Below are 25,580 nucleotides of genomic sequence, written 5' to 3'. Positions count from 1 at the left end.
GGGGTTAGGCGACCGCGTCGTGCAGACGCGCGGCCTGCTTGTCCTTGAGCGGGCCGATGACCGACAGCGACGGGCGCTGTCCCAGGATCTCCCGGGCAACCGAGCGGACCTCGTCCGGGGTGACCGCCGCCATCCTGGCCAGCATGTCGTCGACGGAGATCTGCTCGCCCCAGCACAGTTCACTCTTGCCGATACGGTTCATCAGCGCACCCGTGTCCTCCAGACCGAGGACCGTGGAGCCCTGGAGCTGGCCGATGGCGCGGCCGATCTCTTCGTCGGTCAGGCCGTTCTCGGCGACGTGGTCGAGTTCGTCCCGGCAGATCTTCAGCACGTCGTGCACCTGGCTCGGACGGCAGCCGGCGTAGACGCCGAACAGTCCGCAGTCGGCGAAGCCGGAGGTGTAGGAGTACACGCTGTAGGCCAGGCCGCGCTTCTCCCGGACCTCCTGGAAGAGGCGGGAGGACATGCCGCCGCCGAGGGCGGTGTTCAGCACGCCCAGGGCCCAGCGCCGGTCGTCGGTGCGGGCGAGGCCGGGCATGCCGAGGACGACGTGCGCCTGCTCCGTCCTGCGGTTCTGGAGCTCGACCCGGCCGGCGGCGCGCAGGGTGCGGCGGCCGTCGCGCGGGGCGATGGGGGCGGCCTGGGCGTTCTTGAGGGCGCCCGCCTTCTCGAAGGCGGCGCGGACCTGGCGTACGACCTTGGCGTGGTCGATGTTGCCGGCGCAGGCGACCACCAGGTGGGTGGGGTCGTAGTGCTTCTTGTAGAAGCGGCGGATGCGGTCGGCGGTGAGGGCGTTGACCGTGTCGACCGTGCCGAGGACGGGGCGGCCGAGGGGGTTGTCGCCGAACATCGTGTGCGCGAACAGGTCGTGCACGCAGTCGCCGGGGTCGTCCTCGGTCATGGCGATCTCTTCGAGGATCGCGCCGCGCTCGACGTCGACGTCCTCCTCGAGGATCAGCGAGCCGGTGAGCATGTCGCAGACGACGTCGATGGCGAGGGGCAGGTCGGTGTCGAGTACGCGCGCGTAGTAGCACGTGTACTCCTTGGCCGTGAACGCGTTCATCTCGCCGCCGACGGCGTCGATCGCGGAGGAGATGTCCAGGGCGGACCGGCGGGACGTGCCCTTGAAGAGCAGGTGCTCCAGGTAGTGCGTGGCACCGCCCAGCGCGGGGGTCTCGTCGCGGGAGCCGACGTGCGCCCAGATGCCGAAGGTGGCCGAGCGCACGGAGGGCAGGGTCTCGGTGACGATGCGCAGGCCGCCGGGGAGGGTGGTCCTGCGGACGGTGCCGATGCCGTTCTGGCCCTTGATGAGGGTTTGGGTACGGGCGACGGCCCGCGCCTCCGAGGAGGTGCGGGCCGTCGCCTTGAAGCCACGGGACGTCACTTGTCGGCGTCGTCCTTCTTGTCGTTGCCGTCTTCCTCGCCCTCGATCACGGGGACCAGGGAGAGCTTGCCGCGGGAGTCGATCTCGGCGATCTCGACCTGGACCTTGTGGCCCACGCCGAGCACGTCCTCGACGTTCTCCACGCGCTTGCCGCCGGCCAGCTTGCGGATCTGCGAGATGTGCAGCAGACCGTCCTTGCCGGGGAGCAGGGAGACGAACGCGCCGAAGGTGGTCGTCTTCACGACCGTGCCCAGGTAGCGCTCGCCGACCTCGGGCATCGTCGGGTTGGCGATGCCGTTGATCGTGGCACGGGCGGCCTCGGCCGACGGACCGTCGGCCGCACCGATGTAGATCGTGCCGTCGTCCTCGATGGTGATCTCGGCGCCCGTGTCCTCCTGGATCTGGTTGATCATCTTGCCCTTGGGGCCGATGACCTCGCCGATCTTGTCGACCGGGATCTTCACGGTGATGATCCGCGGCGCGTTCGGGGACATCTCGTCCGGCCTGTCGATCGCTTCCATCATCACGTCGAGGATGTGGAGGCGGGCGTCACGGGCCTGCTTCAGGGCCGCGGCCAGCACGGAGGCCGGGATGCCGTCCAGCTTGGTGTCGAGCTGGAGGGCGGTGACGAACTCCTTCGTACCGGCGACCTTGAAGTCCATGTCTCCGAAGGCGTCCTCGGCACCGAGGATGTCGGTCAGCGTCACGTAGTGCGTCTCGCCGTCGATCTCCTGGGAGATCAGACCCATGGCGATACCGGCGACCGGGGCCTTCAGCGGCACACCGGCGTTCAGCAGCGACATGGTGGAGGCGCAGACCGAGCCCATCGAGGTCGAACCGTTGGACCCGAGGGCCTCGGAGACCTGACGGATCGCGTAGGGGAACTCCTCGCGTGCGGGCAGCACCGGCACGAGCGCGCGCTCGGCGAGGGCGCCGTGGCCGATCTCGCGGCGCTTGGGGGAGCCGACGCGGCCGGTCTCACCGGTGGAGTACGGCGGGAAGTTGTAGTTGTGCATGTAGCGCTTGCGGGTCACCGGGGAGAGGGTGTCCAGCTGCTGCTCCATGCGGAGCATGTTCAGGGTGGTGACGCCCAGGATCTGGGTCTCGCCACGCTCGAACAGCGCGGAGCCGTGCACCCGCGGGAGGGCCTCGACCTCGGCGGCCAGCGTGCGGATGTCGGTGACACCGCGGCCGTCGATGCGCTTCTTCTCCTTGATGACGCGCTCACGGACCAGGGTCTTGGTCAGCGAGCGGTACGCGGCGGAGATCTCCTTCTCGCGGCCCTCGAACTCGGGCAGCAGCTTCTCGGCGGCCAGCCCCTTGACGCGGTCCAGCTCCGTCTCGCGCTCCTGCTTGCCGGCGATGGTGAGCGCCTGGGAGAGCTCGGGGCGGACGGCGGCGGTGAGCGCCTCCAGGACGTCGTCCTGGTGGTCGAGGAAGATCGGGAACTCGCCGGTCGGCTTGGCGGCCTTGGCGGCGAGGTCCGACTGGGCACGGCAGAGCACCTTGATGAAGGGCTTCGCGGCGTCCAGACCGGCGGCGACGACCTCCTCGGTGGGGGCCTCGGCACCGCCCTCGACCAGCTTGATGGTCTTCTCGGTGGCCTCGGCCTCGACCATCATGATCGCGACGTCGCCGTCCTCCAGGACGCGACCGGCGACCACCATGTCGAAGACGGCGTCCTCGAGCTCGGTGTGCGTCGGGAAGGCGACCCACTGACCGCGGATCAGCGCGACGCGGACGCCGCCGATCGGGCCGGAGAAGGGCAGACCGGCCAGCTGCGTGGACGCGGACGCGGCGTTGATCGCCACGACGTCGTACAGGTGGTCGGGGTTGAGCGCCATGACGGTGCAGACGACCTGGATCTCGTTGCGCAGGCCCTTCTTGAAGGACGGGCGCAGCGGGCGGTCGATCAGGCGGCAGGTGAGGATCGCGTCCTCGCTCGGCCGGCCCTCACGGCGGAAGAAGCTGCCGGGGATCTTGCCGGCGGCGTACATCCGCTCCTCGACGTCCACCGTGAGCGGGAAGAAGTCGAGCTGGTCCTTGGGGTTCTTGGAGGCGGTGGTGGCCGACAGCACCATGGTGTCGTCGTCCAGGTACGCGACGGCGGAACCGGCGGCCTGCCTGGCCAGGCGGCCCGTCTCGAAGCGGATGGTACGGGTGCCGAAGGGGCCGTTGTCGATCACGGCTTCGGCGTAGTGGGTCTCGTTCTCCACTAGCGTTTTCTCCTCGTCGTCGTCCTCCCGCCCGTGTGGCGGGTGGACGGTGGCGGAGAAGCGCTCCGTCTGGTGCGGGCCGGTCTTCGATCGAAGCACCCGGGGTTCATTCTCCCGGGGGCCACTACCGAGGACCGGCGGCGGCGAGGTGCGCTCCTCCTCGTTCGTCGGGCGCGATGACGTGCCGTGCCCTCTTCGGGCAGGCCGTATCACGCCGTGTCATGGGTACTGCGTCGTGCTACCACACTACAAAGCGGCACCGACACTCCGCACGTTCCCGTACGTTCCCTTACGTACGGCAAAGGGAGCGATCCCCTGTCTCCCGGGAACCGCTCCCTTCACGACGTCTTACTTGGCGCCCGCCGCACCACGGCGGATGCCGAGGCGGTCGACCAGCGCGCGGAAGCGCGTGATGTCCTTCTTGGCGAGGTACTGCAGCAGGCGGCGGCGCTGACCGACCAGGATCAGCAGACCGCGGCGGGAGTGGTGGTCGTGCTTGTGGGTCTTGAGGTGCTCGGTCAGGTCGGAGATCCGACGGGACAGCATCGCGACCTGGACCTCGGGGGAGCCGGTGTCACCCTCCTTGGTACCGAACTCGGTGATGATCTGCTTCTTCGTGGCGGCGTCGAGCGACACTCGTACTCCTCGTGCTCCGTGAGTGGCCTCCGAGTGCCCCCGGTCTTCATCTCAGGGGAGCTTCCGTTACTCGGGAGGCGGGGATCCGCTGGGCGCGGCCTCCAGGGCCCGCAGGACTTCCTGCGAGGGCTCCGGGGGTGCGTACACAAACGGCCGTCACACAGGGTACCAGGCCGTGGCGGCCCGATTTCCCCCGGTTCTCCGATCCCGCCGAGGCGGGCCGGCGGGCCACTAGGGTGAGCCCGGCACCGTTGGGCGCGTCTGGAAGGGGTCGCTGCGACATGGCGGAGACGGAAGCGGAGATCAAGGCCCGCAAGGAGCGCGAGCGCGACGAACTGTACGCGCTCGACATCTCCGGCGTGCAGTGGCACTGCGCGCCGGGCACGGAGGAGCACGAGGAGCGCGTCGAGATCGCCTACCTGCCCGCGGGCGCCGTCGCCATGCGCTCCTCGCTCGACCCGGACACGGTGCTGCGCTACACGGAGGCGGAGTGGCGGGCGTTCGTGCTGGGCGCACGGGACGGTGAGTTCGACCTGGAGCCGGCTCCGCACAACGGCGGTCTCGCGTCCGAGTGAGGGGCGCGCGGATACGAAGGGGGGCGGCACGTGCGCGTGCCGCCCCCCTTTTTTTGTCAACCGTCCCGCCGGATGTGCGCGGTTGACCGGCCGGGCCTTCAATGACGCCACCGGACAGATTGGTTCATGAGCCTTGGCGCCTCGCGTTCAGTGTTCACCTTCTGTACGGCTTGGCCACGGATGTGTCCGGTTTACCGGCGAATGCCTTGCTGCATACGGTGATTTCGGGCCGGTTGTCGTCAAGTGGGCGGGCGTCGCGAGACGGACAGGCCTGCCATGGTGAGTCTCCTGGTGATTAGGCTGGTACATGGGGGCGCGATGTCAGAACCCGTGGACCGGACATCGTCGTCACGGGGGGAAGTCGGTGGATCGGACGACCTCGAACGACCAAGGACGACGAGAAATGGTCGCCCCCGCACGGCATTGAGGGTGCTCGACCACACCAGGAGGAACTGTGAGCAGCGATCGGGACGGGATCCGCGGGGGCTGGGCCACGCCCGGCGACGACCAGCCCGACGCGGCGTCCGCCATCGAGACGACGGGCGAGTTCACAATCGACTACGCACCGCCCGCCTGGTACACGCAGAACGCGTCGAGCGGTTCGGGATCCGGGGCGGAATCCGGGGCGGGGCAGGGGGCTGACGCGGCCGGTGCGGCCGGGGGTCCTTCCGTTGGCGCGCCGGGCTCTCCGGGTGGTGGGCCGGGCTCGCCGGGTGGTCCCGCGCGACCCGCTTCTCCGAGCGGTCCGGTTCCCGGACTGACTCCGCCGCCGCACGCCACGGCGGCGCCCGGCGCTCCCTTCACACCTCCTCCGCCTCCTCCGGCGCCGGGAGCGCCCTTCACTCCGCCCCCGCCGCCGGCCGGGAGCCCGATCGCCGTGCCGAGGCTGCCGGCGGGGAGCGGGTTCGAGCCACAGCGGGCGACGGGTTCATCGGAGACGGACCCGGCCGGTGCCGGGTCCCCGACGGCGGTGCCGGACATTCCGGTGGGCGGGTTCCCGTCGCCGGGGGCACAGGCGGCGCGGCCGCAGGCGGACCAGGGTGCGGGTGCCGGGGCCGGTGACCTCGAGAGCGGTGCCACCATGCGGATCTCCGCCGTCGCCGTGCGGCGGGAGGCGGCGGAGGCGGCCGCCGGGGCGCAGCCGGAGCCGGCCGACGAGCAGGGTGAGGTGCCCGACGTCGAGGACCCGGAGGACGAGTCGGCCGCGGTGGCGGACACGGAGTCCGAGGCAGAGGCCGAGACCGACGCCGGGACCACGGCTCACGAGGCCGACAAGACGGAGGACGACGAGGCGGACGAGTCCGGGGAGACCGGGCTGACCGCGCTTCGGGACGGCTCCGACGCAGCGGAGGGCGCGGCCGAGGAAATCGACTCGGGCGACGTCGCCGCGGACGCGGACGCGGCCCCGGCGGATTCCGACGCCGAGGTGTCCGGTGACTCCGGGTCCGGCGACGTGGAGGCCGAGAAGAACCAGGTCGCGGAGACGGACGAGCCGGAGGAGGCGGAGGCGGGTACCGCGGGTGTCTCCGATGTCTCGGCGTCCGACGCCGAGGCATCGGACGACGTGCCCGAGGAATCCGCTGCCGCGGTCTCCCAGCCCGTCACCACCGACCCACGGGACGCCGCTCCCGAAGACTCCACGCCCGCCGCGGAGCCGCAGGACGCCGCCCCGCAGGACTCGGAGCCGCAGGACGCGGTCCCTCAGGACGAGGTTCCTCAGGACCAGGATCCTCAAGACGAGGTTCCGCACGGGTCCGCACCGCAGGACGTGGTTCCGCAGGACGCCATTGCTCAGGCCCCGGCACCCCAATCCCAGGACATGGCGTCGCAGGAAGTGGCCCCGACCGCGGCAGCCGAGGCCTCGCAGGGCGCGCCCGCCACCTGGGCTCCGCCGCCGGTCCCCCAGGGTCCGGTGCCGCCCCTGCCGCCGTCGTACCGGCCCGCGGCGCCCGCGCCGGCGGCCCAGTGGCCCAGCGAGCCGCAGTCGGCGGCTCCGCAGGGGCAGCCGCACCAGCCGGTGCAGCAACCGCCCTTCCAGCCGCAGGCACCTCAGCCGGCCCCCGCCGCCTGGAACCCGCCTGCCGCGCCGACACCGCCGCCCCCGGCGGCCCCGCAGCAGGGCTACGGCTTCCCGCAACCCGGTGCGCAGCAACCGCCCGCCCAGCAGCCGGCGACCGCTCCCGCCGCACCCCCGGCCAACCCCCAAGCCGGATACGGCTTCCCCCACCCCGGCGCCCCCGGCGCGCAGCAACCGCCCGCCCACCAGCCCCCGGCCGGACCTCCCACGCCACCGGCCAACCCCCAGCCCGGATACGGCTTCCCCCAGCCCGGCACCGCCGGCGCGCAGCAACCGCCGACCAGCCCCACCACGCCCCCCGCCAACCCCCAAGCCGGATACGGCTTCCCCCACCCCGGCGCCCCCGGCGCGCAGCAACCGCCCGCCTACCAGCCCCCAGCCGGACCTCCCACGCCCCCGGCCAACGCTCAAGCCGGTTACGGCTTCCCCCAGCCCGGCACCCCCGGCGCGCAGCCCTCGGCGGCGGTCCAGCCGCCGGTTCCGGGCTCGGCGGGCGCACAGCAGCCGCCGCAGCCGCACGGCTACGGGTTCCCCCAGGCCCAGGCCGCCCCGCCCGGCGTCCCCAACCCGCCCGCGCAGCCCGGCGGCTACGGCTTCCCGCAGCAGCCCGCGCAGCCCGACGGTGCTCAGCCCCAGCCGCCGGCTCCCCCGCAGCAGCCCGTCGACCCTCGTCTCGGGGCCAGTTGGCCGCAGCCGATACAGCACGACCAGCGGCAGCCGACCAACCCCGGTGCGGCGCCTCTCGGTTACACCGCGGCCGTGGAGCTGTCCTCCGACCGGCTCCTCAACAACAAGAAGCAGAAGGCCCGCAGCACACGTCCTGCCGGTCCCGGGCCGCGGTTCCGGATCGGCGGGAAGAAGGAGGAGGCCGAGCGGCAGCGGAAGCTGGACCTGATCCGCACGCCCGTGCTGTCCTGCTACCGCATCGCGGTGATCAGCCTCAAGGGCGGCGTGGGCAAGACGACCACCACCACCGCGCTCGGCTCCACGCTCGCCACCGAACGGCAGGACAAGATCCTCGCCATCGACGCCAACCCGGACGCCGGCACGCTCGGCCGCCGGGTCCGCCGGGAGACCGGGGCCACCATCCGTGACCTCGTCCAGGCGATCCCGTACATCAACTCCTACATGGACATCCGGCGGTTCACGTCCCAGGCGCCCTCCGGCCTCGAGATCATCGCCAACGACGTCGACCCGGCCGTGTCCACGACGTTCAACGACGAGGACTACCGCCGCGCGATCGACGTACTCGGCAAGCAGTACCCGATCATCCTCACCGACTCGGGTACGGGTCTGCTCTACAGCGCCATGCGTGGTGTGCTCGACCTCGCCGACCAGCTCATCATCATCTCCACGCCGTCCGTGGACGGTGCCAGCAGTGCCAGTACGACGCTGGACTGGCTCTCGGCGCACGGGTACGCCGACCTCGTCGCCCGTTCCCTCACGGTGATCTCCGGGGTGCGCGAGACCGGCAAGATGATCAAGGTGGACGACATCGTCGCGCACTTCCAGACCCGTTGCCGCGGTGTCGTCGTGGTGCCCTTCGACGAGCATCTGTCCGCCGGTGCCGAGGTCGACCTCGACATGATGCGGCCGAAGGTGCGGGAGGCGTACTTCAACCTCGCGGCGATGGTCGCGGAGGACTTCGTCCGGCACCAGCAGGCGCACGGGCTGTGGACCTCCGACGGCAACCCGCCGCCGGTCGCGGCCCCGCCGATGCCGGGCCAGCCGGTTCCGGGCCAGCCGGTTCCGGGACAACCTCATCCGGGCCAGCCGTACCCAGGGCAGCCGGCGCCCGGTCAGGCGTACCCCGGTCAGGCGTACCCCGGGCAGCCGGTTCCGGGCCAGCCCGCCCCCGGCCATCCCGGCCCGGCCCAGGCGTACCCCGGCCCGGCCCAGGCGTACCCCGGGCAGCCCGCCCCCGGCCAGCCGACTCCGGGACAGTTCGCTCCCCAGCAACAGCCCGGCGCTGGTCAGCCGTACCCGGGCCAACCGCAGCCGTACCCCAGCCGGCCCGGCCACCCCGCACAGCCCTACCCCCAAGCCCCTCACCACCCCGAGCACCCCCAGCACCCCCAGGGGCAGACCCCGCCCCCTCCCCCGCCCCACCAGTAGCTCCACCGCACCCTCCGGGCCCGCGCCGTTCCCCACGGCGCGGGCCTTCGCGTGTTCGCAGTCAGAACCGGTCGGATTCCGCCGCCACGCCCTCACCAGGGAGGCTTCAGTGGTCTCCACCAATGGGAGCAAGATCGCGGTCAAGTCGTTATTTCCGCAGGCCACATGGGGTTTGACATACCGTTGACGCGCGCAGACTGCCGCTGATAGACACTCACTTCATTCCGCTGGCGTCACCAGATCAAGCCCGTTCAAGCCCGCCCGACAGAAGACGCAAACCGTCTTCTGCGTGCGACGACGCGAGGTCACCGAGCCATGAAGACACATGATCAGCACGGCAGAGGACGTACCGGCCCCCGCCTGAAGGGCATACGGCTCCTGGCCGCGGGCATCGCCGCCCTCGTCCTCACGGCCGGGCTCGCGACCCCCCTCGCTCCGGCCGCGCCGCAGGCCCACGCCGCGGAGAGCGCGCAGGGCAAGAAGGGCAAGAAGGTCCTCACGGTCGCCGTCGCGCAGAGCGTCGACTCGCTCAGCCCCTTCCTCGCGGGACGACTGCTCAGCACGAGCGTCCACCGGCTGATGTACGAGTACCTGACCAACTACGACCCCAAGGACGCCCACGTCGTCCCGGCCCTGGCCACCAAGTGGGAGTCGTCGCCGGACAAGCTGACCTGGACGTACACGATCCGCTCCGACTCCAGGTGGTCGGACGGACAGCAGGCCACCGCCGAGGACGCGGCGTGGACGCTCAACAAGATGATGACCGACGAGGGCGCTGCCACCGCCAACGGCAACTTCGTCACCAACTTCGCCGAGGTCACCGCGCCCAGCCCCACCCAGCTGGTGATCCGGCTGAAGGAACCGCAGGCCACGATGACCGCGCTCGACGTGCCGATCGTGCCCAAACACGTCTGGGAGAAGGTCACCGACTTCTCCAAGTTCAACAACGACAAGAGCTTCCCGATCGTCGGGAACGGGCCGTTCGTCCTGACCGGCTACAAGCCCGACAGCTATGTGCGGCTGGAGGCCAACAAGAACTTCTGGCGAGGCGCGCCGAAGTTCGACGAGCTGGTCTTCCGGTACTACAAGGACCAGGACGCCGCCGTCGCCGCGCTGCGCAAGGGCGAGGTCTCCTTCGTGGCCGGCTCGCCGGCCCTGACACCCGCCCAGGCCGCCTCGCTCAAGGGCGAGAAGGACATCCACGTCAACGAGGGCCCCGGCCGCCGCTTCTACGCCCTCGCCACCAACCCGGGCGCCCAGGCCAGGAACGGCAAGAAGTTCGGTGACGGCGACCCGTCCCTGCTGGACGAGCGGGTGCGGCACGCGCTGTTCATGGCGGTGGACCGGCAGACCATCGTGGACAAGGTCTTCCAGGGCCACGCGGCGGAGGGCCAGGGCTACATCCCGCCGCGGTACGAGTCGTACTTCTGGAAACCGTCGGCGGACCAGGAGCTGGCGTACGACCCGGCGAAGGCCGCCCAGCTCCTCGACGAGGCGGGCTACCAGCAGAACGCGGACGGCAAGCGCGTCGGCAAGGACGGCAAGCCGCTGAACTACCGAGTGCTCTGCCACGCCACCGACCCCAACGACAAGGCGGTCGGCAAGTACCTCCAGGAGTGGTGGGGCAAGCTGGGCATCGGGGTCGAGCTCAGCTGCCTGGACAACGTGACCGACCCGTGGCTCGCGGGCAAGTACGACCTCGCCTTCGACGGCTGGTCTGTCAACCCGGACCCCGACTACGTGCTCTCCATCCACACCTGCGCCGCGCTCCCGGCGACCCCGAAGGACACCGGCGCCACCGACAACTTCATCTGCGACAAGAAGTACGACGAGCTGTACGCCCAGCAGTTGGCCGAGTACGACCCCGCCAAGCGGGCGGACCTGGTCAAGCAGATCGAGTCGCGGCTGTACGACCTCGGGTACATGAACGTCATGGCCTATCCGAACGCCGTCGAGGCCTACCGCACGGACCAGATCGAGTCGATCACCACCATGCCGGCCAAGGCGGGCAACATCTACGGCCAGGACGGCTACTGGAGCTGGTGGTCGGCCGTTCCGGCGAACTCCGACGATTCCTCGGGCGGTTCCACGTCGACGGGCGTCATCATCGCGATCGTCGCCGGCGTCGTCGTCCTCGGCGGCCTCGCGGCGCTCTTCGCGGTGCGCCGCCGGGCAACGGCAGAAGACCGCGAATAGGCAGTGAGCGCACAATGACCGCTGAAGCGACACCCGCGCTGGTCGAAGGGCCCGCCGCCGATCCGGGGAAGTCCGGACCGGCGGCGGGCCGCGACCCCCGGGCGCGGACCGGTACCGCCTATCTGCGGTACGCGGCGGGCAAGCTGGCCGGTGCGGCCGTGTCACTGCTCGCCGTCCTCGTCACCAGTTTCTTCCTCTTCCGGCTGATCCCGGGCGACCCGGTGAAGTTCATGACCGCCGGCCGGCCCGTCTCCTCGCAGCAGCTCGCCGCCTACCGGAGGGAGTTCGGGCTCGACCTGCCGATGTGGCGGCAGTTCACGGACTACTGCGGCAAGGCGCTGACCGGGGACCTGGGGACCTCGTACCAGTTCCGCACGCCGGTCATCGACAAGATCACCGAGGCACTGCCGAACACCCTGCTGCTGACCGGTACGGCCTTCGTGCTCTACACCGCCCTCGGGATCCTCCTCGGCACCCGTTCCGCCTGGCGGCACGGCGGGCTCGGCGACCGCCTCAACACGGGGCTGGCGCTGACGCTCTACTCGATTCCCGCGTTCTGGCTGGGGCTGCTGCTCATCATCGTGCTCTCGGTCGGTGTGGGCCCCATCCCGGGCCTGTTCCCGACCGGGGGCATGGAGTCGGGCGGCAAGGAGGGCTTCGCGTACGCCGCCGACGTCGCCCACCACCTCGTGCTGCCGGTGCTGACGCTGGTCGCGGTCGAGTACGGGCAGACGTTGCTGGTCACGCGGTCGGCACTGCTGGACGAGATGGGCAGCGACTATCTGACGACCGCGCGCGCCAAGGGGCTTCGCGACGACGTCGTACGACGGCGGCACGCCGTGCCGAACGCGCTGCTGCCGACCGTGACGCTGATCTTCGTCAACCTGGGGCGGACGGTCGCGGGAGTGATCCTCGTCGAGACCGTGTTCTCCTGGCCGGGTCTGGGCGGGCTGTTCTACCAGGCGCTGAGCGTGCCCGATCTGCCGCTGGTGCAGGGGCTGTTCTTCGTCTTCGCCGCGGCGGTGATCGTGATGAACACCCTTGCCGACGTCCTGTATCCGCTGCTCGACCCGAGGGTGGGCCGATGACCACCGACACCGCCACGACCGCCGGCCCGGACCAGGCGCCTGGTTCCGGCCCCGGCCCCCGCGCGCTCGCCCGGCAGCGCCGCCGGGCCTCGGTCGTCCGCTTCTGGCGGCAGTACCGGACGCACCGGGCCGGCCTGGTGGGCCTCGCCGCCCTCGTGCTGTGCGCGCTGGTCGCGTTGACCGCGCCGCTGACCGTCGGGGCGGACGTGCAGAGCGTGACCGACGCGCCCGGCAGGCCGCTGGAGAGTCCGAGCGCCCACTTCCCGCTGGGCACCGACCAGTTCGGGAGGAACCTGCTGGGCCTGCTGATCTGGGGCTCGCGCGTCTCGCTGCTGGTCGGACTGCTCGCCGCCGTGCTGTCGGTGGCCATCGGGGCGGTCATCGGCATCACCGCCGGGCACTTCCGCGGCTGGTACGCCGCCGTGATGATGCGGATCACCGACTGGTTCCTGGTGATGCCGACGCTGGTGCTCGCCATCGCGCTGGCCACCGTGATGTCCCGCTCACTGGGCACGATCATCCTGGCGATCGGCGTCACCACCTGGCCGACCACCGCCCGTCTGGTACGGGCGCAGACGCTGGCGGTGGAGTCACGGCCGTACATCGAACGGGCCAAGGCGCTCGGCGGCGGCCACTGGCACGTGATGTCCCGGCATGTGCTGCCCAACGTCATGCCGCTGGTCCTCGCCCAGACCACCCTGATCATCTCCTCGGCGATCCTGGCGGAGGCGACGCTCGCCTTCCTCGGGCTCGGCGACCCGACGGTCGTCTCCTGGGGCGGGCTGCTCCAGGACGCGCGCGAGGCCGGCGCGGTCAGCTCCGGCGACTGGTGGTACCTGGTGCCGCCGGGCATCGCCATCGCGGTCGTCGCGCTGGCGTTCACCCTGTGCGGGCGGGCCGTCGAGGCCGTTCTCAACCCCAGGCTGGGGGTGTCCCGTTGAACCTGCTCGAGGTGCGCGATCTGGAAGTGACGTATCCGTCGGGGGCGGCCGCGGTGCGCGGGGTGGACCTCGCGCTCGCGTCCGGCGAGAAGCTCGGCATCGCGGGCGAGTCCGGCTGCGGCAAGTCCACGCTGGCGCTGGCGCTGCTGCGGCTGCTGCCGGCCGGGACCCGGGTCGGCGGCGAGATCCTGCTCGACGGCGAGGACGTGCTGGCCATGAAGTGGGGCCGGGTGCGGGCGGTGCGCTGGGCGGGGGCGTCGATCGTCTTCCAGGGCGCGATGCACTCGCTCAACGCCGTGCACCGCGTCGGCGACCAGATCGCCGAGCCGATCCTGCTGCACCGCAGGGCCACGCCGGCCGGCGCGCGGAAGAAGACCGGTGAACTGCTGGAGCAGGTGGGGCTGCCGGCCGCGCGGGCCGGCGCCTACCCGCACGAGTTGTCCGGCGGACAGCGGCAGCGCGTGATGATCGCGATGGCGCTGGCCTGCGACCCGCGGCTGGTCATCGCCGACGAGCCCACCACCGCGCTCGACGTGATGATCCAGGCGCAGATCCTGCGCCTGATCGAACGGCTCGTGAGCGAGCAGGACCTGGGCCTGCTCATGATCAGCCACGACCTCGCCGTGCTGGCCGACACCTGCGACCGGCTGGCGGTCATGTACGCGGGCCGCGTGGTGGAGGAGGGTCCGGCCCGGCAGGTCTACGAGAACGCCAGGCATCCCTACGGCAGGGCCCTGTCGGAGGCGTTCCCCCGCATCGGCGACCCGGCGTCCCGCTTCGCCCCCCGCGGACTGGCGGGCGATCCCCCGGACCCGTCCGCCGTCCCCTCCGGCTGCGCCTTCCACCCCCGCTGCCCGGTCGCCCTCGACCTGTGCGGCACCCGGGACCAGTTCCTGAGGGATGCGGGCCCGCGCCGGCGGGCGGCCTGCGTCCACGTGGACGCGCGGGCGGGGGCGCCGGAAGCGGAGACGACGGAGGACGACGTGAGGAGCAGCACGCCATGACCACATCCTCGCTGCTGAGCGTCGAGGGGCTGCGGGTCGTGTTCCCGGGCCGGCGGGGCGGGGCCGCGGCCCGGGCCGTGGACGGGGTCGACCTCGACATCCGGCGCGGCGAGATCGTGGCGCTGGTCGGCGAGTCGGGCTGCGGCAAGACGACGCTGGCCCGCTCCCTGCTCGGTCTGGTGCCGCCGACCGCGGGCCGCGTCACGTTCGACGGCGCCCCGCTCGACTACTCCTCGCGCGCGCTGAAGGCGTACCGCAAGCGGGCCCAACTGGTGCTCCAGGACCCGAGCGGCTCGCTCAACCCGCGGCACACGGTGTACGACGCCGTGGCCGAGGGGCTGCGCGTCCACGGGTACCGCGGGGACGAGCGGGCGGCGGTCGCCGGGGCCCTGGCGCGGGCGGGGCTGCGGCCGCCCGAGCGCTTCTTCCTGCGCTACCCGCACGAGTTGTCCGGGGGGCAGCGCCAGCGCGTGGTCATCGCGGGCGCCCTGGTGCTGGAGCCGGAACTCCTGGTCGCCGACGAGCCGGTGGCCTCCCTGGACGCCTCGGTGCGCGGCGAGATCCTGGCCCTGCTGCTGCGGCTGCGCGCCGAACTCGGCCTGTCCGCGCTGGTGGTGACGCACGACCTGGGGCTGGCCTGGAACATCGCGGACCGGGTCGCGGTGATGTACCTCGGCCGGATCGTGGAGACCGGCGAGGTGGAGCAGGTCCTGACCGCTCCCCGGCACCCGTACACCCAGGCCCTGCTGTCCGTACTGCCCGAGGCGCCCGGAGATCCGGTCGTCCTGGCGGGCGAGCCCCCGGACCCGTCCCGGATCCCCTCCGGCTGCCGCTTCCACGTCCGCTGCCAGATCCTGGCGAGCGGCGAGGCCGAGCGGGCGGGCGTCGCGCACGCGTGCCGCGGCCGGGACCTGGAGATCCTGGGCGGGGGCGGGGAGGCACAGGTGGCGTGCCACTGGGCGCGTGCCTCGGCCGGGGCCGGGGCCGAGGAAGAGGCAGGAGCCCACGAAGGGGCAGGGGCACAGACGGAGGCGTAGGCCGGTCGCCGGTCGCCGGTCGCCGGTCGCCGGTCGCCGGTCGCCGGTCGCCGGTCGCCGGTCGCCGGTCGCCGGTCGCCGGTCGCCGGTCGCCGGTCGAGGCTACCGGCGGCGGAGCGACCTCCGCTCCCGCTACACCGTCTTGGCGTCCGCCGCGACGAGCCGCCGGCACTTCTCGACGTCCTCGGCCATCGTCTCCAGGAATGCCTCCAGCGAGTCGAACTTCGCCTGGCCGCGGACGAAGTCCAGGAAGTCGACGCCGACGTGCAGGCCGTACAGGTCGAGGCCCACCCGGTCGATGGCGTACGCCTCCACCGTGCGTTCGGTGCCGTCGAACTGCGGGTTCGTGCCCACGGAGATCGCGGCGGGCATGACCTCGCCCTGGGCGTGCAGATAACCGGCGTAGACGCCGTCGGCGGGGATCGCGGTGTGCGGGAGGGTCTCGACGTTGGCCGTGGGGAAGCCCAGCTCACGGCCGCGCTGGGCACCGCGGACCACGACGCCCTCGACCCGGTGCGGGCGGCCCAGGATCTCCCGGGCGCCCTGGACGTCGCCCTCGGCGACCAGTCGGCGGGTCAGGGTCGAGGAGAACGGCTCGCCGCCGCCCGCCTCTCCGGTGACGTACAGGTCGACGACCTCGACCTCGAAGTCGTAGGTCTTGCCCTGCTCGGCCAGGAACTCGACGTTGCCGGCCGCCTTGTGCCCGAAGCGGAAGTTCGGGCCCTCGACGACGGCTTTGGCGTGCAGCTTGTCGACCAGCACCTTGACGACGAAGTCGGCCGGGGACAGCTTCGAGAACTCGGCGGTGAAGGGCAGGACGAGGGCCGCGTCCACGCCCAGTCCGGCCATCAGTTCGGCACGGCGGTGGTGCGGGGCGAGCAGCGGCGGGTGGCTGCCGGGTCGCACGACCTCGCTGGGGTGCGGGTCGAAGGTGACGACGACGGCCGGGACGCCCAGTTGGCGGGCGCGGTCCACGGCGTGTTCGATGATCAGCTGGTGTCCGCGGTGGACTCCGTCGTAGGAGCCGATGGTGACGACGCTGCGCCCCCAGTCCTGGGGGATGTCCTCCAAGCCACGCCAGCGCTGCACTGTGACCGCTCCTCGTCGAACCCGTGTCCGTGTCGTCTCGGGTTGTCCTAGTTGTTCTTGCTGCCTTGTCCGCAGGTCTAAGGGTGCCATGCCCGGCGGTCGCCGCCTGCATCGGCATGGGGGCTGTGATCGGGCGCACGTCGTCGGGCGAGGACGGGTGCGTCGACGACGGAGACGGGTGCGCGGTCAGGCCGGGACGGGTACGCCCGCCATGTTCTCGATCATCCGGCGGGCGCTGGGACCCACCACCACGGCCCAGTCCTCCGGCGCGTCGGTCAGCCAGCTGGCCGCGCGATCGGCGAAACCGGGCACGTGCCGGCCCAGGTCCACCAGTCCCCGGTCGAACACGGCCGCGCCGTCGGGGGTGCGGACGAGGAGTAGGCCGACGCGGTGGACGAGGCCGCGCAGGTCCTCCTCGGCGGTGGAGGCGGCGGCGCGCAGTACCGCGTCCAGGACGGCCGGGGCGCCCTCGTGGGCCAGGAGGAAGTCGAGCAGCTCCCGGCGCAGCGGGCGGGAGGCCGGGGTGCCGGGGGCGGCGAGCACGGTGGCCAGCGCGGAACGCAACCGCTCCGGGCCGCCGTGGTCCCGATGGCCCCGGTCGCCGGCGCCCTCGCCCTCACCGCCGTCGCGCCCCTCCCCGCCGCCGTCGAGGAGGCCTGCGACCAGGGGGAACAGCACCGAGCGGGCGGCGGGGTCGTCGTCCAGGCGGTGGTCGACGTACGCCGCCACCGGCCCGGCGGCCTCCGGGTGCCGTGTCACCGCCTCGCGGACCAGGACGGCGACCCGGCGGGCGAGCGCCGGTGTGGCGACGTCGCCCAGGGCGCACAGGACCTCACCGATGCCGGTGCCCCGGCGCAGGCACGCGCCGATGGCGGCGAGGACCGCCTCGGGGTGGGTGGTCAGGGCGGGCGCCAGCGTGCTCGGCGGCAGGTGCGGGTCGCCCGCCGCGAAGTACCGCAGCGCCTGCGGCAGATGGCGGGCGCGGGTGTGCGGATCCCGGACAAGGAGGGCGAGCGCGCCGCCGTGCAGGGCGGAGTCGGCGGGGTGGCCGAGCAGGGTGAGGGCGGCGTGGCGCAGCAGTTCGCGGTCGGCCTCGGTGCGAGCCCGGGGCGCGGTGCGCAGGCCATACGTCAGGGCCGCCGCCCTCAGCGCCGGGCGGTCGTCGTGCGCCCACCGGTCCACGGCCCGGCACAGCGCGGACGGCTCCTCCTCGGCGAGTACGGCCAGCAGTTCCTCGGCGCGCGGGTGGGCGCACCCGGCCAGCGTGTCGGTGAGGTCGTCCGGGGCGCGGTCGCGGTGGGTGTGGAGCAGGGCCTGGGCGGCCGTGGCCACGGTGGCGTGCGGCGTGGCGGGCAGCGGGCGCTCGTCGTGGAACCAGCGCGTGAGGTGCGGTTGCACGGCGGCGGGGTCGGCGGTGAGGAGGCGCGCGACGGCGTCCAGGTACCGGGACGGGCGGCGGGGTCCGCCGCTCGCGCCGTGGGTGTCCCGCGACGCGCCGTCGGCGAGGAGGAGGCGCCTGAACAGGTCGCAGCGGTCGGCGTCCGACAGGTGCAGAGCGGTCCAGAAACCCGGCCCGAAGCCTGGCGGCACAGGCAGGTCGCACTGCTGCCACACCACGATCCGCTCGGCGAGCAGCCGCAGCACGCGGAGGTACGGTGTCGCGTCCGCCACGCGCAGCAGTACGCCGGCGAGGAGGCGGGACGCCCACCAGGAGTGCGGGTCGGTGTCGAGGGCGCACAGCAACTCCTCGAGCCGGACCGCGAGTCGGCGTGTGCCGTGCTGGCGGGCCAGGAGAAGCAGGGCCTGGACGACGGGTCCGATGCGGTGGTGCGGAACGGGCTGCGGGCGGCGCGGCGTACCGGGTGTGTGCCGCCGGTGGACCAGGACGCGCAGGGCCTCGTCCAGGTCGAGGTGGGTGCCCTGGATCCAGTCGGCGAGCTCCTCGTGCGCGAAGCGGTAGCCGTCGCCCGCCGGCACGAGGAGGCCCTCGGTGAGAACGGCCGCCGCCCAACCGGTGCCGCCGCCGAGGCGGGCCGGGGCGGGTCCCCGGGGGAACAGTTCCTCGAACGCCGCCCGGTCCAGTTCCCCCTGGCCGAGGCTGCGGCGGGCGGCCTCGTGCACCTGGCCGGAGACCCTCGCCGCCAGCCGACGTACCGCGGTGCCGCGCAGACCGTTCTCCGCGGCGAGGCGGACGGCGATGCGCAGGCACATCAGGTCCAGGTGGGCGGCGAGGACGTCGTCACGGTCGAGCGGGGGGTGGTCGGCGGCGTCGGGGAGGGCGGCGCGCACCTCCGCCAGGAGCCGGAGGGTGAGCGGGTGGCGGGCGGCGGCGTCCACCAGTGTGCCGTCCGGGATGCCGTGGCGGGCGCGGGCCTCGTGGGCCTCGGCGGGGGTGAGGCCGCCGAGGCGCAGACAGGGCGGCAGATGGCCGGTGCCGCCGTCCGTACCCGCCCCCGCCGTGACCGGGGTGTGGAGCAGGTCCGCCGGGAATCGCGCTCCCGCCGCCTCCCAGTACGCCTCACGGCAGGCCACCACCAGCCGTACCCCCGTGCCGCGCAGCCACCGCGCGGTTCCCTCGGTCCACTCGGGGAGCCGGTCGGCCAGAGCGGGCGGCATCTCCTCGGGTCCGTCGAGGAGGAGCAGGAGGGGACGGCCGTGGGCGCGGGCGAGGCGGGCGACGCGTTCCGGGGTGAGGTCGGTGAGCTCGGTGGGCAGGGGCGACCGGGAGGACGCGACGATCCGGGCCGCCCGGTCCAGCGCCCGGCCCACCGCGTCGGCGACCGAGGTGTCGGTGGCCAGCAGATCGGCCCCGCGGAGCCACAGGGTGGGCGCGGGGGAACCGCCGCCGGCACGACGGCCGGCCAGCGCCGCGAGCTCCGTCGTACGGCCGCTTCCGGAGTCCCCGACGAGCCCGAGCACGGCGGCCCGGCCGGCACCGAACGCGGCCAGCTCCCCCGCGACGGCGGCGCGTTCGACCGGTCCGGCGGGCGATCCGGGACCGCACGGTCCCCGGTGGGGGAACGGCAGGGCTCCGGCGGGGCCGTCCTGGGCCAGGGAGGTGGCCGTGAGTTCGAGGACCGCCGCCAGGTTCAGGTCGGGGCCGTAGGCGGCGACCGTGGCGGCGTTGCGGCTGAGGAGGTCGGCCAGGGGGCCCTCGCAGGGGCGGCGCAGCGGTACCGCGAAGCCGGCGTCGCCGCGGCCGGACTCCAGGGCCGTGCCGAGGACGGCGACCACCGTGCCGGTCGTCATGTCGAGGACCGGTCCCCCGGCGGCCCCGCCGCCCAGCCGGAGCGCGTCGCGGCCCGCCGTGCCGATCGCCAACTCCGTGACGTCGTCGAGGAGATGGGAGTGGTCCGCGGTCGTGTACGTCACCGCGGCCGCGCCGAGCACGCGGGCCTCGCGCCAGCGGTCGGCCGCGATCCGGACGTAGGTGCCGCTGCGGACGCCGTCCCGCACGGTGACGGGAAGCGGCTCCACGCCGAGGCCCTCGGTGCGGACGAGGGCCAGGTTCAGGGCGGGCAGCGCGGTGATCGCGTCGGCCGTCACCACGCAGGAGCGCTCGCCCGCGCCGGGAGCGTGCAGCACGAGCCGGGACAGTCCGTCGACCGCCTCGTGGCTGGTGATCACCGTGCCCCGGTGGTCGGCCGCGAAGCCGGTGCCGCGGGGCCGTCCCGTCAGGTCGCGGATGCGGACGAGGGAGCGGTCCAGAGCGCGGTCCCGGGCTTCCGTCGCCGCCTGCCGCCGGATCGTGCCGTCCGGTTCCTGTCGGCTCCCGGCGGGCCGGAGCGCGTGGCGGCCGGGGCGGGATCCCTGTGATCCATGCGCCTGTGTGGATTCATGGAGGTCCCGCCCATCCATGCCCGAACCTCCCCGCCGTACCGCCGTGCCTACCCTCGACGGTAGGCGGCGGATGATCAGCGGGACAGGCCGAGCGGCGAACGCGCCCCCCTGCACTCCCCCGGTTCACTCCGAGCGCCCGCACGGCCGGGTGAATGGGCGCGTGCCGCTGGATAAAGCTCATGGGTGGGGGAACCGAGGGGGGACGGGACCGTGGAGCGGCGGCTGAGGAACACCCTGTATTCGCCGCTCCACGGGCGCCGCTCCACGGGCACCGCCGCGCGCGGTCAGCCGAAGACGGCCAGGCTCTTGGCCTTGCCCCGCTGTTCCTCCACGAGCGCGAGGAGACGGCCGCCGGGGCCGTAGACGGCGACGGCACCGGCGCCCGCGTACTCGTCGGGCACCTCCAGCCGTACGCCGTTGATGAGCAGCCGGGCGCGCCGGGCGTCGACGTCCCAGCGGGGGAACGCCGCGGCGGCCGCCTCGCCGATCGGCATCACGGTCAGCTCCTGCTGGAGCTGGTCCAGCGTCCTGGCGGAGTCCAGCTTGTACGGACCGACCCGGGTGCGGCGCAGCGCGGTGAGGTGGCCGCCGACGCCGAGGTCGGCGCCCAGGTCGCGGGCGAGGGCGCGGATGTAGGTGCCGGAGGAGCAGACCACGGACACCACCAGGTCGAGCACGGGGGTGCCGTCGTCGGCGACCGCGTCGCGGACGTCGTGGACGCTGAAGGAGGAGACGGTCACCGGCCGGGCCGGGATCTCGAACTCCTCGCCCTCCCGGGCCCGCTTGTACGACCGCACGCCGTTGATCTTGATGGCGCTGACCTTGGACGGCACCTGCATGATGTCGCCGGTCAGCTTGGCGACGACGGCGTCGACGGCGTCCCGGGTGACCTTGGAGGCGTCCGTGGCGGAGGTGATCTCGCCCTCGGCGTCGTCGGTGATCGTGTTCTGGCCGAGCCGGACGGTGCCGAGGTACTCCTTCTCGGTCAGCGCGAGGTGGCCGAGGAGCTTGGTGGCCTTCTCCACGCCGAGCACGAGCACACCGGTCGCCATGGGGTCGAGGGTGCCCGCGTGGCCGATCCGGCGAGTCCTGGCGATGCCGCGCATCTTGGCCACGACGTCGTGCGAAGTGAAGCCCGACGGCTTGTCGACGATGACGAGGCCGTCGGGCGGGGTGGGCTTGCTGGTCATGCGGTGGTGTCGTCCGTCCCGTCGTCGGACTCCGGCTTCTTGTACGGGTCCGCCTCACCGGCGTACGTGGCACCGGCGGACGTCTCGCGCACCTTCGCGTCGGAGGCACGGGCCTTGTCGAGGAGGTCCTCGATGTTCCGGGCGGTGTCCGGCAGGGCGTCCGCGACGAAGGCGAGGGTCGGGGTGAACTTCACTCCGGCCGCCCGGCCGACCTCGGAGCGCAGGATGCCCTTGGCGCTCTCCAGGCCCGCGGCCGCGGCCTTCCGCTCCTCTTCGTCTCCGTAGACGGTGTAGAAGACGGTCGCCTCCCGCAGGTCACCCGTGACCCGGGTGTCCGTGATGGTGACGTGCGAGCCGAGCCGCGGGTCCTTGATCCCGCGTTGCAGCTTCTGGGCCACCACCTCTCGGATGAGGTCCGCCAGCCTTTTCGCCCGCGCGTTGTCGGCCACTGGTCCGTCTCCCGTTCTTTCTTCTTCTGCTTGTGCGGTGTGGATGGTGCGGTGGGGTGCGGTCTAGTCGTCCTCGCCGTGGAAGCGGCGTCTGACGGACAGCAGCTCCACCTCGGGACGGCCGGCGACCAGCCGTTCGCACCGGTCCAGCACGTCGGTCAGGTGCGTCGCGTCGCCGGAGACCGCGGCGAGACCGATGACGGCCCGCCGGTGGAGGTTCGTGTGGTCCACCTCCGCCGCGCTCACCGCGTACTTGCGCTGGAGCTCGGCGACGATCGGGCGGACGACGGAACGCTTCTCCTTCAGCGAGTGGACGTCGCCGAGGAGCAGGTCGAAGGACAGAGTCCCCACGTACATGTGTGTGCCCGGGTTGCCCGCCGGTACGGGGTCGATGGTCCTGCCCTCTCGGTGGACAGGGACATCAAGAACGGTACCGCGAACCCCGCCGGTGACTCGACGGGGTTTTCCGCGGCCCGGGTGGGACGAGGGTCTCCCGCTGCCGGGGCGGGCGGGGCTTCGCGCCCCGCACGGCTCGCGGGGCCCTGGGCCCAGCGGCCCCGGACACGGCCGTGCCGGCCGACGGGAGTGGTCCCGTCGGCCGGCACGGGTGTCTGCGGCGTTACGCCCGCGGCTTCTCGCGGAGCTCGTACGTCGCGATGACGTCGTCGACCTTGATGTCGTTGAAGTTTCCGAGGTTGATACCACCCTCGTAGCCTTCGCGGATCTCGGTGACGTCGTCCTTGAAGCGACGCAGACCCTCGATGTTGAGGTTCTCCGCGATGACCTTGCCGTCGCGGAGGAGGCGCGCCTTGCTGTTGCGCTTGACCTCGCCGGAGCGGATGAGCACACCCGCGATGTTGCCCAGCTTGGACGAACGGAAGACCTCGCGGATCTCCGCCGTGCCGAGCTCGACCTCCTCGTACTCCGGCTTGAGCATGCCCTTGAGGGCCGCCTCGATCTCCTCGATCGCCTGGTAGATGACCGAGTAGTACCGGACGTCCACACCCTCGCGCTCGGCCATCTGCGCGGCACGCCCGGCGGCGCGCACGTTGTAGCCGATCACGATGGCGTCGGAGCCCATGGCCAGGTCGATGTCCGACTCCGTGACCGCACCCACACCGCGGTGCAGGACGCGGATGTCGACCTCTTCGCCGACGTCGAGCTGGAGCAGCGAGGACTCGAGGGCCTCGACCGCACCGGACGCGTCGCCCTTGATGATGAGGTTGAGCTGCTGGACCTCGCCGGCCTTGAGCACCTTGTCCAGGTCCTCGAGCGAGACGCGGCGGACGCGCTTGGCGAACGCGGCGTTGCGCTCACGGGCGGCACGCTTCTCCGCGATCTGACGGGCCGTACGGTCCTCGTCCACCACGATGAAGTTGTCGCCCGCACCCGGGACGTTGGTCAGACCCAGGACCTGCACCGGCGTCGACGGGCCGGCCTCGGCCACGTTGTTGCCGTTGTCGTCGAGCATCGCCCGGACACGGCCGTACGCGTCGCCGACCACCATGGTGTCGCCGACCCGCAGCGTGCCTCGCTGGACGAGCACCGTCGCCACGGCACCGCGGCCGCGGTCGAGGCGGGACTCGATCGCGATGCCCTGCGCGTCCTGCTTCGGGTTGGCCCGCAGGTCGAGCGAGGCGTCGGCGGTCAGGACGACCGCTTCCAGCAGCGAGTCGATGTGCAGACCCTGCTTGGCGGAGATGTCGACGAACATCGTGTCGCCGCCGTACTCCTCGGCCACCAGGCCGTACTCGGTCAGCTGACCGCGCACCTTGGTCGGGTCGGCGCCCTCGACGTCGATCTTGTTGACCGCGACCACGATCGGGACGTCGGCCGCCTTGGCGTGGTTGAGCGCCTCGACCGTCTGCGGCATGACGCCGTCGTTGGCCGCGACGACCAGGATGGCGATGTCCGTCGACCGGGCACCGCGGGCACGCATGGCGGTGAACGCCTCGTGACCCGGGGTGTCGATGAAGGTGATCGCCCGGCCCTCGCCGTTGACCTCGGTCGCGACCTGGTAGGCACCGATGTGCTGGGTGATGCCGCCGGCCTCGCCCGCGATGACGTTCGTCTTGCGGATGGCGTCGAGCAGTCGGGTCTTTCCGTGGTCGACGTGACCCATGACGGTGACGACCGGCGGGCGGACGACCAGGTCCTCCTCGCCGCCCTCGTCCTCGCCGAACTCCAGGTCGAAGGACTCGAGCAGCTCGCGGTCCTCCTCCTCGGGGCTGACGATCTGAACCTGGTAGTTCATCTCGTCGGCGAGGAGCTGGAGCGTCTCGTCGGACACGGACTGCGTGGCCGTGACCATCTCGCCCAGGTTCATCATGACCGCGACGAGCGACGCCGGGTTGGCGTTGATCTTCTCCGCGAAGTCGGTGAGCGACGCACCGCGCGACAGGCGAATGGTCTCGCCGTTGCCGCGAGGCAGCATCACGCCGCCGACCGACGGGGCCTGCATGGCCTCGTACTCCTGGCGCCTCTGCCGCTTCGACTTGCGGCCACGGCGCGCGGGACCGCCGGGACGGCCGAAGGCGCCCTGCGTGCCACCACGGCCACCGGGACCACCCGGACGGCCGCCGAAGCCGGGACGGCCACCGCCGCCACCGCCGAAGCCGCCGCCACCACCGGGACGACCGGCGAAACCGCCGCCGCCACCGGGACGACCGGCACCGCCGCCACCACCGGGACGACCGGCGAAACCGCCGCCGCCACCGGGACGACCGGCACCGCCGGGACGACCCGCACCACCCGGGCCACGACCGCCGCCACCGGGGCCGGGACGCGGGCCGGCAGCGGGACGCTGCGGCATCATGCCGGGGTTCGGGCGCGGACCGCCCGGACGCGGACCGCCCTGCGGACGGGGCATCGAGCCCGGGGTCGGGCGCGGACCGCCCGGAGCCTGCGGACGCGGACCGCCGCCCTGGGCACCGGGGCCCTGCGGACGCGGACCGGCGCCGGGAGCACCGGGGCCGCCGGGCCGCTGGCCCTGCGGACGCGGCGCCTGCGGGCGCGCCATGCCGGTGGAGCCACCGGAGGTGAAGGGGTTGTTGCCCGGACGCGGACCGGCCGGACGGGCGCCCGGACGCTGACCCTGGCCACCGGGGCGCGCGGCACCCTGGCCCGGACGCTGACCCTGGCCCTGGCCGGGACGGCCACCGGGCTTCGGGGCGCCCGGACGGGCGCCGGGCTTCGGCGCGGCCGGCGACGGAGCCGACGGAGCCGACGGCGGAGCGGTGAACTCCGGCGTGGTGGGCGCGGCCGGAGCCGGACGCGGCGCGGGCTTGGGACCCGGCACCGGACGCGGGCCGGGGGTCGGCGCGGACGCCGCCGGGGCCGCGGGCTGCTGCGCCGGGGCGGGCTTGGGCGCGGCCGGCGGCTTGGGCGCGGCCGGACGCTCCCCCGCCGCCTTGACGGCGCGGGAGGGACCCCCGGCCTGCGCCGGAGACGGCGCGGCGGGCCTGGGGGCGGCCTTCTTCGGGGCACCCGGCTTCGCGGCGGACCTGCCGCTGCCGTTGCCCTGCTGGAAGGCGTCAGTCAGTTTGCGTACTACGGGCGCCTCGATCGTCGAGGACGCCGATCGGACGAATTCACCGAGTTCCTGGAGCTTGGCCATGACGACCTTGCTCTCCACACCGAACTCCTTGGCGAGTTCGTAGACCCGGACCTTAGCCACTTCGCTCCTTTTAGGTCCGGGTTGCGGCCGGACCGTCGCTAGTTCATGGGCGTACTCATCGCGTACT

Annotated in this window: 16 protein-coding genes and 1 pseudogene; 8 read left to right on the top strand and 9 right to left on the bottom strand. The window is 72.7% G+C overall.

The genetic code is table 11. From position 1 onward, the window contains the following. Positions 1 to 4 precede the first annotated feature (4 nt). From ACIQMV_RS37610 to rpsO, 3 genes are all read right to left on the bottom strand, one after another. Positions 5 to 1,384, bottom strand: coding sequence for a pitrilysin family protein (locus ACIQMV_RS37610; RefSeq protein ID WP_141357757.1), 1,380 nt, complete (start codon positions 1,382 to 1,384; stop codon positions 5 to 7). Then, positions 1,381 to 3,600 carry a polyribonucleotide nucleotidyltransferase gene (locus ACIQMV_RS37605; RefSeq protein WP_402597584.1) on the bottom strand — a complete coding sequence of 740 codons (2,220 nt, stop codon included), beginning with the start codon at positions 3,598 to 3,600 and terminating at the stop codon, positions 1,381 to 1,383. The genes ACIQMV_RS37610 and ACIQMV_RS37605 overlap by 4 nt, the downstream gene beginning before the upstream one ends. A 348-nt stretch (positions 3,601 to 3,948) precedes the next feature. Continuing rightward, positions 3,949 to 4,236, bottom strand: a complete 288-nt coding sequence (gene rpsO / locus ACIQMV_RS37600) for a 30S ribosomal protein S15 (RefSeq protein WP_141357759.1) — start codon at positions 4,234 to 4,236, stop codon at positions 3,949 to 3,951. A gap of 281 nt (positions 4,237 to 4,517) precedes the next feature. Here rpsO and ACIQMV_RS37595 point away from each other — a divergent pair, with 281 nt between their 5' ends. From ACIQMV_RS37595 to ACIQMV_RS37560, 8 genes and pseudogenes are all read left to right on the top strand, one after another. Next, entirely contained in the window at positions 4,518 to 4,811 is a 294-nt protein-coding gene (locus ACIQMV_RS37595) for a DUF397 domain-containing protein (protein WP_141357761.1), read from the top strand. 454 nt (positions 4,812 to 5,265) lie between these two features. After that, positions 5,266 to 5,397 (top strand): annotated as a pseudogene (locus tag ACIQMV_RS37590) (SCO5717 family growth-regulating ATPase); the annotation flags it as partial. 495 nt (positions 5,398 to 5,892) lie between these two features. After that, positions 5,893 to 9,003 carry an AAA family ATPase gene (locus tag ACIQMV_RS37585; protein WP_402597583.1) on the top strand — a complete coding sequence of 1,037 codons (3,111 nt, stop codon included), beginning with the start codon at positions 5,893 to 5,895 and terminating at the stop codon, positions 9,001 to 9,003. A 315-nt stretch (positions 9,004 to 9,318) separates the two neighbouring features. Beyond that, the gene (locus ACIQMV_RS37580; protein WP_402597576.1) at positions 9,319 to 11,199 is read left to right on the top strand and encodes an ABC transporter substrate-binding protein; all 1,881 of its coding nucleotides are present in this window, start codon (positions 9,319 to 9,321) and stop codon (positions 11,197 to 11,199) included. 14 nt (positions 11,200 to 11,213) lie between these two features. Then, the gene (locus tag ACIQMV_RS37575; RefSeq protein WP_402597575.1) at positions 11,214 to 12,287 is read left to right on the top strand and encodes an ABC transporter permease; all 1,074 of its coding nucleotides are present in this window, start codon (positions 11,214 to 11,216) and stop codon (positions 12,285 to 12,287) included. Continuing rightward, positions 12,284 to 13,228, top strand: a complete 945-nt coding sequence (locus tag ACIQMV_RS37570) for an ABC transporter permease (protein ID WP_402597573.1) — start codon at positions 12,284 to 12,286, stop codon at positions 13,226 to 13,228. Before ACIQMV_RS37575 ends, ACIQMV_RS37570 begins: the two co-directional genes overlap by 4 nt. Further along, positions 13,225 to 14,232 (top strand): ABC transporter ATP-binding protein, encoded by a 1,008-nt coding sequence (locus ACIQMV_RS37565; protein WP_402597571.1) that lies wholly within the window; start codon positions 13,225 to 13,227, stop codon positions 14,230 to 14,232. Before ACIQMV_RS37570 ends, ACIQMV_RS37565 begins: the two co-directional genes overlap by 4 nt. Then, entirely contained in the window at positions 14,229 to 15,269 is a 1,041-nt protein-coding gene (locus ACIQMV_RS37560; RefSeq protein ID WP_402597570.1) for an ABC transporter ATP-binding protein, read from the top strand. Before ACIQMV_RS37565 ends, ACIQMV_RS37560 begins: the two co-directional genes overlap by 4 nt. Positions 15,270 to 15,401: 132 nt before the next feature. Here the strand turns inward: ACIQMV_RS37560 and ACIQMV_RS37555 are convergent, their stop codons facing one another. From ACIQMV_RS37555 to infB, 6 genes are all read right to left on the bottom strand, one after another. Beyond that, positions 15,402 to 16,358: a bifunctional riboflavin kinase/FAD synthetase gene (locus ACIQMV_RS37555; RefSeq protein WP_402597569.1), complete on the bottom strand. Its 957-nt coding sequence runs from the start codon at positions 16,356 to 16,358 to the stop codon at positions 15,402 to 15,404. Positions 16,359 to 16,544: 186 nt separating this feature from the next. Beyond that, a complete protein-coding gene (locus tag ACIQMV_RS37550) occupies positions 16,545 to 20,216 on the bottom strand; it encodes a trypsin-like peptidase domain-containing protein (RefSeq protein WP_402597568.1) in 3,672 nt (1,223 codons plus the stop codon). Between the two features lie 266 nt (positions 20,217 to 20,482). Continuing rightward, positions 20,483 to 21,388 (bottom strand): tRNA pseudouridine(55) synthase TruB, encoded by a 906-nt coding sequence (gene truB / locus ACIQMV_RS37545; RefSeq protein WP_402597567.1) that lies wholly within the window; start codon positions 21,386 to 21,388, stop codon positions 20,483 to 20,485. After that, complete coding sequence (gene rbfA / locus ACIQMV_RS37540) at positions 21,385 to 21,837, bottom strand: 30S ribosome-binding factor RbfA (protein ID WP_141357777.1); 453 nt, start codon at positions 21,835 to 21,837, stop codon at positions 21,385 to 21,387. The genes truB and rbfA overlap by 4 nt, the downstream gene beginning before the upstream one ends. Positions 21,838 to 21,900: 63 nt before the next feature. Further along, complete coding sequence (locus ACIQMV_RS37535) at positions 21,901 to 22,194, bottom strand: DUF503 domain-containing protein (RefSeq protein ID WP_100571646.1); 294 nt, start codon at positions 22,192 to 22,194, stop codon at positions 21,901 to 21,903. A 262-nt stretch (positions 22,195 to 22,456) separates the two neighbouring features. Next, positions 22,457 to 25,513, bottom strand: coding sequence for a translation initiation factor IF-2 (gene infB, locus ACIQMV_RS37530; RefSeq protein ID WP_402597565.1), 3,057 nt, complete (start codon positions 25,511 to 25,513; stop codon positions 22,457 to 22,459). Positions 25,514 to 25,580 lie beyond the last annotated feature (67 nt).

Origin of the sequence: Streptomyces sp. NPDC091412 (assembly GCF_044756885.1) — a bacterium.
Lineage (GTDB): Bacteria > Actinomycetota > Actinomycetes > Streptomycetales > Streptomycetaceae > Streptomyces.
This window is presented reverse-complemented; position numbering and strand designations above follow the sequence as displayed.

Excerpts from the sequence above, each read along its gene's own strand:
- ACIQMV_RS37595 (WP_141357761.1), top strand. The coding sequence starts at position 4,518 with ATGGCGGAGACGGAAGCGGAGATCAAGGCCCGCAAGGAGCGCGAGCGC.
- ACIQMV_RS37585 (WP_402597583.1), top strand. The coding sequence starts at position 5,893 with ATGCGGATCTCCGCCGTCGCCGTGCGGCGGGAGGCGGCGGAGGCGGCC.
- ACIQMV_RS37580 (WP_402597576.1), top strand. The coding sequence starts at position 9,319 with ATGAAGACACATGATCAGCACGGCAGAGGACGTACCGGCCCCCGCCTG.
- ACIQMV_RS37575 (WP_402597575.1), top strand. The coding sequence starts at position 11,214 with ATGACCGCTGAAGCGACACCCGCGCTGGTCGAAGGGCCCGCCGCCGAT.
- ACIQMV_RS37570 (WP_402597573.1), top strand. The coding sequence starts at position 12,284 with ATGACCACCGACACCGCCACGACCGCCGGCCCGGACCAGGCGCCTGGT.
- ACIQMV_RS37560 (WP_402597570.1), top strand. The coding sequence starts at position 14,229 with ATGACCACATCCTCGCTGCTGAGCGTCGAGGGGCTGCGGGTCGTGTTC.
- ACIQMV_RS37550 (WP_402597568.1), bottom strand. The coding sequence starts at position 20,216 with ATGGATGGGCGGGACCTCCATGAATCCACACAGGCGCATGGATCACAG.
- truB (WP_402597567.1), bottom strand. The coding sequence starts at position 21,388 with ATGACCAGCAAGCCCACCCCGCCCGACGGCCTCGTCATCGTCGACAAG.
- ACIQMV_RS37535 (WP_100571646.1), bottom strand. The coding sequence starts at position 22,194 with ATGTACGTGGGGACTCTGTCCTTCGACCTGCTCCTCGGCGACGTCCAC.